Source organism: Sinomonas terricola, assembly GCF_034931225.1.
In the GTDB taxonomy this organism is placed as follows: domain Bacteria; phylum Actinomycetota; class Actinomycetes; order Actinomycetales; family Micrococcaceae; genus Sinomonas; species Sinomonas terricola.
This window is the reverse complement of record NZ_JAYGGQ010000003.1, coordinates 245,376-254,029: the sequence shown is the minus strand read 5'-3', so window position 1 is coordinate 254,029 and position 8,654 is coordinate 245,376. Positions and strand designations below refer to the sequence as shown.

The 8,654-nt window shown below is 71.1% G+C and carries 8 protein-coding genes; 5 read left to right on the top strand and 3 right to left on the bottom strand.

The features are described from left to right. A partial coding sequence (locus tag SPF06_RS06955; protein ID WP_323278283.1) for a glycoside hydrolase family 32 protein occupies positions 1-1,123 on the top strand: 1,123 nt, incomplete at its 5' end. 66 nt (positions 1,124-1,189) lie between these two features. After that, a complete protein-coding gene (locus tag SPF06_RS06950; protein WP_323278282.1) occupies positions 1,190-1,420 on the top strand; it encodes a hypothetical protein in 231 nt (76 codons plus the stop codon). A 34-nt stretch (positions 1,421-1,454) separates the two neighbouring features. Here SPF06_RS06950 and SPF06_RS06945 read toward each other — a convergent pair whose 3' ends face one another. Then, positions 1,455-2,957, bottom strand: coding sequence for an arylsulfotransferase family protein (locus SPF06_RS06945; protein WP_323278281.1), 1,503 nt, complete (start codon positions 2,955-2,957; stop codon positions 1,455-1,457). An 85-nt stretch (positions 2,958-3,042) separates the two neighbouring features. Then, positions 3,043-4,074 carry a YeiH family protein gene (locus SPF06_RS06940; RefSeq protein ID WP_323278280.1) on the bottom strand — a complete coding sequence of 344 codons (1,032 nt, stop codon included), beginning with the start codon at positions 4,072-4,074 and terminating at the stop codon, positions 3,043-3,045. Between the two features lie 70 nt (positions 4,075-4,144). Between SPF06_RS06940 and SPF06_RS06935 the strand changes: the two genes are divergently transcribed. Genes SPF06_RS06935 through SPF06_RS06925 form a run of 3 tightly spaced genes read left to right on the top strand, consistent with a single transcriptional unit; the run spans position 4,145 to position 6,597 of the window. Further along, positions 4,145-5,032, top strand: coding sequence for a LysR family transcriptional regulator (locus tag SPF06_RS06935; protein WP_323278279.1), 888 nt, complete (start codon positions 4,145-4,147; stop codon positions 5,030-5,032). Between the two features lie 4 nt (positions 5,033-5,036). Next, positions 5,037-5,900 (top strand): hypothetical protein, encoded by an 864-nt coding sequence (locus SPF06_RS06930; protein ID WP_323278278.1) that lies wholly within the window; start codon positions 5,037-5,039, stop codon positions 5,898-5,900. Positions 5,901-5,949: 49 nt separating this feature from the next. Beyond that, entirely contained in the window at positions 5,950-6,597 is a 648-nt protein-coding gene (locus tag SPF06_RS06925) for a peptide deformylase (RefSeq protein WP_323278277.1), read from the top strand. On the opposite strand, the gene SPF06_RS06920 is transcribed toward SPF06_RS06925, so the two are convergent. Further along, positions 6,594-8,621 carry a S9 family peptidase gene (locus tag SPF06_RS06920; RefSeq protein ID WP_323278276.1) on the bottom strand — a complete coding sequence of 676 codons (2,028 nt, stop codon included), beginning with the start codon at positions 8,619-8,621 and terminating at the stop codon, positions 6,594-6,596. The two genes, SPF06_RS06925 and SPF06_RS06920, sit on opposite strands and share 4 nt — an antisense overlap. Positions 8,622-8,654: the final 33 nt, after the last annotated feature.

The following is an 8,654-nucleotide window of genomic DNA, read 5'->3' as shown; positions in this document are numbered from 1 at the left end:
CCGCGACCCCAAGGTCTTCCGCTACGACAGCCCCACCGGCCCCTACTGGGTCATGGTCGCCGTCGAAGCCACCGAGCGCAAAGTCGTCCTCTACCGCTCGGAGGACCTCATGCGGTGGACGTACCTGAGCGAGTTCACGTCGGCCGAACCAGTCGGCAGGATCTGGGAATGCCCTGACCTCTTCCCCCTCCCCGTGGACGGGGATCCTGAGAACGTGAAGTGGGTCCTCATCGTCAACCTCGATCGCGAGACCGGCGAGGGAGGCTCGGCAGGGATCTTCTTCATCGGCGACTTCGACGGTGTCGCATTCACGCCCGCTGGCGGGCCGCCCTCCGCCGCCGCGGACCAGCCAGAGTGGGAATGGCTCGACCACGGCCGTGACTGCTACGCGACCGTGTCCTTCAACAACACGCCCGACGACCGGCGCATCCTCGTCGGGTGGATGAGCAACTGGGACTATGCACGCGCCGTCCCGACCAGCCCCTGGCGCGGAGCCATGGCCCTGCCCCGCGAGGCCACGCTCCATCGCCGCGGGCCGCGCGTCGTCCTCCGCCAGCGCGCCGTCCCGGGACTTGCCCCCGGAGAGCCAGCCCAGGCCCTGGGGGCTCGCGACCTCCCCGAGGGCTCACTCGGCTTGGGCCCCTCGGGCGGTCTCGAGCCGTACCTCATCGAGGCGATCTTCGACTCCGGCACGTCAGCCGAGTTCGGCCTCCTCATCCGGGAAGGCGTCGACCAGGCCACCCGCATCGCCTACACCATGGAACGCGGGGAGCTCGTCGTCGACAGGACCTCGGCGGGCAAAGGTTGCTTCAGTCCGAGCTTCCCCTCGACAGAGACTGTCGCCATCGAGCTCGTGGGCGGCCGCCTCTCGCTCTCGATCTACGTTGACGCGTCATCGGTCGAGGTGTTTGCGCAGGACGGCCTCGCTACCATCACCGAGCAGATCTTCCCCTCCCCAGCCAGCACAGGGATCTCCGCGTACTCCGTCGGGGGCACGGCCCAGCTTGTGAGCCTCAGGTTCACCCCGCTCGCGAGCGCCGCGGTCACAAGGCTGCCGTCCGATCCCGTGCCCGGAGGGACCGGCGCGCTGGGCAGGCAGTCGAGTTCCGCCGTCGCCGATTGAGCCGACGATTCAGCGGAGGGCACTTCCAAGGAGCGCCCTCCTCGCTTTTCCGCAAGGAGCGTGGGCATGCCTCATCACGCCTGCAGGATCAGTTCATGCCGCGAGCTCGTGTGCGGGGACGAGATCCTAGCCCAAGTCGGCGGCGTCGTGCATTTCCGCGGACGCGTCACGAATCTCCACGCACCCATGGACCTCTTCTGGGCCGTCGACGCGATCGGCGAGCGCCGCATCATCGACTTCCACGAGTACGCGGTATACCTCGTGACCGAAGCCGCTGAGGCCGCGCAGGTGCCGTGAGGCGCGGCCGCGAAGCGTGGCGATCTAGCCAGGCCTAGGTGCTGATCACGGCGGAAGTCGCGAGGACGTTGCCCTCGGCATCGAGGGCAACGACGACCGCGTGAGGAGCGACGGCGACCGCCGCCGTCGTCTCGAATCCCGTGCGCCTGACGACGACGGCCTCCGCGAGGGAGGTCGGGGTCTCGCCCGTGAGGAATCTCCAGCTCGCCACCTCGGTCGCGCCGTTCCAGCTCGCGTACACCTGCATCGCCGAGCCGTTGCCCTGGACTGCGGCGATGTCGGGGAGGGCCTCGGGGTGCGCCGTCCAGGGTGAACGGTACACGCGGTAGGAGCCGTTCCCGATACCGGTCGCCTCGAAGACGGGAGTCCCGTCCGCGGCGAACTCGGTGGCAGAGGGGTCGGATCCCCAGCCGACGAGGTAGTGGCCGTTGTCGAGGAATTGGACGTTGCCCATCGCGTTGCCGCGATGGCCGCCGCGGGCCAGCTCGAGTTTGGCCGAGGCAGTGCGCTTGCCCTCGTCGACGGCGAGGAGCAGCCCTCTCGACGTTCCCGTCGTGCCGTCCTTGTAGTGGTTGTCGAAGAGGCTGATGACGCCCCCGGCACGCTGGCGGACGTCGTGCTGCCACGCGAAGGCGGCATTGTCCTCGATGGTGAAGTCGGAGCGCTTCCCGCCGAGACGCCATGTGACCGCGCCCGTCCGGTCCACGAGGTAGATCGTGTGGGTGTGGCGGAAGGAGACGAGGTAGCCGTCCGAACGGGGATCGACGGCGTTGACGTGGTACGGGTCGAAGGCCTTCCGCGGGGTGCTGCCGTCCGCCGACGCGTCATCGGACGGCCTCACGTAGCTCTCGTCGAGCGGGATGTGGTCGGAGGCCTTCCACGCGAACAGCACGGTGCCCGTCGCGATGTCCACTTCCTGCACCTGGCAGTCGTACAGGTAGCCGTCGGTGCGGCCGCCGAGGGCGGACAGGTCGCGCTGTATGGTCGGGTACGCCGTGAGGAGGGCCGTCCCGCGAGGGGTGAGCGTGAACTCGTGCAGGTCGGCCTTGACGTCGTCGCCCGCGGAGACCTGGGCGATGGTGCGGTAGGCGGAATCCTTGATGACGCCGACCCCCTCGCCGTGGCCGCCGATCCCCTGACCGCTCCAGTAGGTCAGGACTTGTTGCCCTCGGTACGTCTGGACCCTGAGGTCCGTGACCCCGGCGCCGGTGGGCTCAAGCCATACCGGGTGGCCTTGATTGTCCATGATGAGGCCGTTGGAGCCGTGGCCCATGGGCCCGGCGAAGAGGAGCCCCGAGGCAGTGGGCGACGAGGACCACACGTTCACGTGGGGCGTTGTGAGCTTTGTGCTGACGAAAGTGCGGTCGGGCGGCGAGGTCGGGGAGGAGGTTCCCGTGGGCGCGGGCGTGGGGGTCGCCGCGGACGCACTCGCCGGAAGAGGGAAGATGCTCGATCGGGCCACGGTCGCGCCGGCCACCGCACCGAACACCGCGAGCCCTGCGCCTTGAAGGATGTGGCGACGGCTCAGGCTTCTCATGCGTTCAGGCTAGGAAGCCAGGCTGTGCGTCGCGCCGCGCGAACCTGTACGCACGCTGAGAGCCTGCAATAGCTCGTCAGGCGGCCTAGGCGAGCAAGAGTGCCCCGCCCAGTCCGACGGCGCCGACGACGAGGGTCGAGGCGGCGGCGAGGACGACGGCGCGGCCTCCCCGCCGGGCGAGCTCGCGGAGCCGGACTCCCGCGCCCAACGCGAGCATCGCCGTCGTCAGGAGGAAGCCCTGCACCGCGGAGGCGAGGCCGAGGACTTCGTGCGGGACCGGCACTAGGCTCCGCACGGCAACGACGGCGATGAAGCCGAGGACGAAGAGGGGGACGATCGGCGGCCGCGCCCCGCCGCCGAGGCCTCCAGACCGACGTTGGCGGAGGGAGAGGACGGCGGCGACCGGGGCGAGCATGAGCACGCGGGCGAGCTTGACGGTCACGGCGAGGGTCAGAGCCCCTCCTCCGATGAGTCCGCCGGCTGCGACCACCTGCGCCACTTCGTGGATGGAGGCGCCGGCCCAGAGCGCGGCCGTGCGGACGGGGAGGTGGAGGGCTTCGGCAAGGAATGGGATCGTCGGGATCATGAGCGTTCCGAAGAGCACGACGAGCGCGACAGCGCTCACGGTGTCCTCTTCGTCCGCGTCGAGCACGGATTCGACGCCCGCCACGGCTGCGGCGCCGCAGATCGAGAAGCCGCACGCGATGAGGAGCGCGCGCGTCGGTGCGATGCCGAGGAGCCGTCCAATCCCCACGGTCGAGAAGAGCCCGATCCCGACCACCGCGAGGGCGAGCACGGGGATGGCCCAGCCGAGCGTCGCGAGGTCGCGGATCGAGAGCTGGAGGCCGAGGAGGACGATTCCGATCCGCAGCGGCACACGCCCCGCGAAGGCGAGCCCAGACATGAGCCTGTCCGGGAGAAGGCCGAAATTCCGCGCGGCCAGCCCCAGCGCGATGCCGACGAGGAGCGGGCTCGCCCCCGGCAGGAGCCCCGCGAGGCCGGTCGCGACGGCGGCACCGACGAGGGCCACCGCGAGCCCTGGCACGATGGGCTTCAGACGGGCCCGTCGGGGCCGGGCCTGCGGCTGGGCGGGGGCGGTTGATCCGTGAACGGCCATGATTCCATGCTTCCGGCCACCGCCTCGCGCCAGTAGACGGCATTTCGGCATGGAGTCATATAGTGGGGATATGAGTGTGCGGGATTGGGATCTGCGGCAGTTCCGGCTCCTCGACGCACTGGCCCGCCGGGGCAGTATCGGCGCCGCCGCGCGCGAGACCGGCATGGCCCAGCCGAACGCGTCCAGGCTTCTCGAGCAGATGGAACGATCGGCCGGATTCGCGCTCGCGAGGCGTACCCCACGGGGCACGGAGCTCACCGACCGCGGGCGCGTCGTCGCCGGGCTCGCGGCCGAGGTGCTCGAGGCAGCGGAGAGCGTCGTCCGCGCCGTGGACGCCCTCGAACGCGAGCGCGGCGCGCTGCACGTCTGCGCGAGCATGACGGTCGCCGAGCACCTCATGCCCCAATGGCTCGCCGCGGCCCAGCAGCGCCTCCCGGGAGTCAGCGTGACCCTCGACGTCGGCAACTCCGACGAGGTATTCGAGCGGCTCCGCACCGGGGCCGCCGATCTCGGCTTTGTCGAGGGACCCACGGTGCAGACAGGATTCCGCTACCTGGATGTTGCCCGCGACGAGCTCGTGGTCATCGTGCGCCCCGGCCATCCGTGGGCGGACGACGGCGACATCCGGCCCGAGGCGATCGCCGCAGCGGGGCTCGTTGTCCGCGAGCCCGGATCCGGGACGCGCCAGACGACCGACCGCGCGCTCGCGCCCTACGGTTCCGGCTCCCGCTTCGAGGTGGGCAGCAACGCCGCGCTCGCGGCGAGTGTAGCCGCCGGGCTGGGCCCCGGCGTCGTGAGCCGCCTCGCCGTCCAGCTCGCGCTGCGCAGCGGCCGCCTCGCGGAGGCGCACACACCGAATCTGCGCCTCGGGCGGGTGCTGCGGGCCGTGTGGAGCGCCGCGTCGCCCCTTTCACGCTCTGCGCAGGACTTCCTCGGACTCGTCGCGACCGTAGCCTAGAGCTATGAGCCCGCGCCGCCGGTCCGGTGCTGTCGCAGCGTTCCTCGCCGTCGCCGTCGTCGGCTGCTCGCCCGCGCGCCCGGCGGGAGCCCCGACGTCGGCGCCCTCACCTTCGCCCACGGCACCGATCGCCGTCGTCGTCGATCAGTTCCGCGACGGCTACGCGAGCGAAACCGTCGTCCTCCAGCTCGACGACGTGGCCGCCGGCGCCATCACGGTCACCCGCGCGGAACTCGTGGACCCCCGCTTCGAGGACGGCGCGGCGTGGGCGGGAAGCACGGATCTCTCGCCCGGATATCCGATCAGCCTTCCCGCGGCGACCACCGCTCCGCGCTGCGGGACGCCGGACGACGGCGATCCATCGGTCCGCGTGACCTTCGCGGACGGCGGAGCGATCGTCGTGCCCGCGACCGACCCGCACCGCGTGCTTCCCCGGATCCACTCCGAAAAGTGCTTCGCGATCCGCGTCGCGGACAGCGCGAGGCTGCGGCTCGACGATGGGCTCGCAGAGACTGGCCCAGCCCGCACGGCGACACTCGAGCTCTTTGCGGACCGGCCGACGGGGCACGGGCCGAGCGAGAACCTCGAGCTCGTCTCGGTCTCGAACACGACGCTCCTCGACGAGGATCCTGCGGCGCCGTGGCCGCAGAATGTCCACATCGCGGCGGGCGGGGCGCCGATCCCCCTCACCGTGCGCCCGGCCCGCTGCGACCCGCATGCCGTCGCCGAAGACAAAGTCGGCACGCTCATCCCGCTCACGATCCGCGTAGGGGACACGACAGGCGTCGTCAAGGTCCCGGCGTCGAACGCTCTCAAGACGAAGATCTACGCGTTCGTCGCGCGCGCCTGCGGCTGGACGGCGGGATGAGCCCCGTGCCTGCCGACGCTGAGCGGTCCGCCCGCATAGGCTGGGGGACATGAGCCCCGCACCCCGCAGCACCTGGTCTGCGGTGCGCCTCGCCGAGGCCGCCGCCGAAATCGTGGAATCCGGCGAGCTTCCGCAAATCGTCCAGGCGGGCCATCCAGTGCTGCGCACCCAGGCTGTCCCCTTCGACGGCCAGCTAGATGCGGCCCTCCTCGCGGCCCTCATCGAGGTCATGCGGCGTACTATGCACGCGGCACCGGGCGTCGGGCTCGCGGCCCCGCAGATCGGGCTGCCCCTGAGGCTCGCGGTGATCGAGGACGCGTGGGCGGCCGACGAGGGCATCGCGCGGGCCCGCGAGCGCTCGCCGCTGCCGTTCTTCGCGGTCCTCAATCCCGTCTACGTTCCCCTCGGTGCCGAGCTGGCCGCGTTCTACGAGGGCTGCCTCTCAGTGCGCGGCTACACGGCCGTGGTCCGGCGTGCGGTACGCGTCGAAGCCCGCTGGACCGCGCCCGATGGCTCGCCCCGCCGTGCCGAGTTCTCGGGCTGGCAGGCGCGCATCATCCAGCACGAGACGGATCATCTCGCGGGAGGCCTCTACCTCGACCGGGCTGAGCTGCGGTCCCTCAGCACCAACGAGGAGTACGCGGCGCGTTGGGCGGAACCCCTGCCGGAGGCCGCCGCACGGGATCTCGGCTTCTAGCCCGCGGACTCGCCCGCGCCCGGGTTCTCCGACGTGGGCAGGTGCCGCGCCCACCAGCGCAGGATGTGGTCGAAGCGCTGCCGGCGGTGATGCGGCGTGCCGGATCGGGACAGTTCGTGGTTCTCGCCGGGGAAGACGAGCAGTTCCGTTTCGATCCCGCGCAGCCTGAGCGCGGTGTAGTACCGCTGCGCCTGTTCGATCGGGCAGCGCCAGTCCTCCTCCGAGTGGATCACGAGAGTCGGGGTTTCGACGTCGTCGACGTACGCCATCGGGCTCTGCGCGCGCATCGCGTCCCCCGACCAGCCTGTGTATTCCCCGGGGAAGAACCAGCCGATGTCCGCCGACCCCACGAAGCTCTCGGGATCGAGGAAGCCGCGCTCGACGATGGCGGCCCTGAACCGGTGGTCGTGCGCGATCGTCCACGCCGTGAGATAGCCGCCGTAGGAGCCGCCCATGATGCCGAGCCGATCCCGGTCGAGGTGCGGATAGGCACCAAGGGCCGAGTCGAGGAAGCCGAGGACGTCCTCGAAGTCGACCGTGCCCATGCGTTGCCTGATCGCGCGGGCGTGGTCCTCTCCGTACCCGGCGGAGCCCCGGGGGTTGCACATGACGACGGCGTATCCCGCCGCCGCATAAACCTGAGCTTCGTCGAACCACGCGCCCGTGTACTGGGCGAAGGGCCCGCCGTGGATGGTGAGAAGGACCGGATGAGGCCCGTCTCCCTCGGGAAGCAGGACCCATCCGTGGACGGGCGACCCGTCGGCGCTCTCCCCCACCAGCTCGCGCGGGACGACCGGTGTCGCCGCCTCGCGCAGCAGCGCGCCGAAGTCGGTGAGCCTCTCGAGGCCGGTGCCGCGCGCGACGGCGAGTTCGCCGGCGCTCGCCGCGTCCGCGAAGCTCACGACGACGGCGCCTCCCGCCGCGTCGGCCCCCGTCACCACGGTGTCCCCGTCGGCGAGGACCTCGCGTCCCCCGGACGGGACATACGCGAGGAGCGAGACGACGCCGCGCCGTCGGGCGAGCACGAGCGCGCGGCCGTCCTCGTCGACGCGGAGCGCGCCAGGCGCCTCGCCGAAGTCGTCGTCGTCCGCGCTGATCTGGGCCGTCGAGCCGTCCGAGGCGGAGTGCCAGAACAACCGCGTGTTCCGGCCGACGAAATCGGTTCCCGAATCGCCGAGCCCCGACGCGAGCACGAAGAGCCCGGAGCCGTCGGGGGCTTCGACCGCCGACTCGACGTGAGCGGTCCCCGGCTCAGCGAGCACGACGGCGGTGCTCTCGCCGCCGTCGAGCGGAGTCCGGACGACGCGGGATGCAAGCGTGTCGATCGACTCGGGGTCGAACACCGAAACGGTGTAGACCGAGCGTCCGTCCGCGCTGAAAGAGGGCCCCGCGTGATCGACGCCGTGGTCGGTGAGCTGGCGCGCCTCGGGGAACCCGCTCGCGGCGTCGGCCTCGTCTGCCTTCGCGCGCCCCCGCGCAGCGACGAACGGCTCCTCGTCGGCGTCGGGAACACTCAGCACGAACAGCTGGGCTCGTTGATCGGCCGTGTATCCAGTCCCGTTCATCCGGTAGTTGAGCGTCGTGACGAGACGCGGATCCTCGGCACGCGCGCCCACGCCGTCGGTGCCCCCGTATCGGCCGGGTTCGGGCTCGCGCGATGTGAAGGCGATCTGCCGCGAATCCGGAGACCACGCGAACTGCTCGACGCCCAGGAGGCGATTCGTGATGACTCGCGGTTCGCCGCCCTCCGACTCCACGATGGCGAGCTGAGGGCGTCCTTCGGGGGCCGCCCTCAGGAACGCGAGCCACGCGCCGTCCGGCGAATAGCGCGGAGCGGTGTCGCGGAATCCCCGCGTGAGCCGCCGCGGCGGTCGGCTTCCATCCAGCAGAACCTCCCAGAGCTGCCCGACGGCCGCGTCGGCGCGGAAGTCGGGCCGGGTGGCCGCCACGGCGCAGCGTGTTCCCGACGCGTGGACGGTCGGAGGCGAAAGGGTCAGGATGGAGTCGAGCTGGGCGGGCTTCACGCCGTGAAGCCTAGCCGAGCCGGCGCGGCTAGC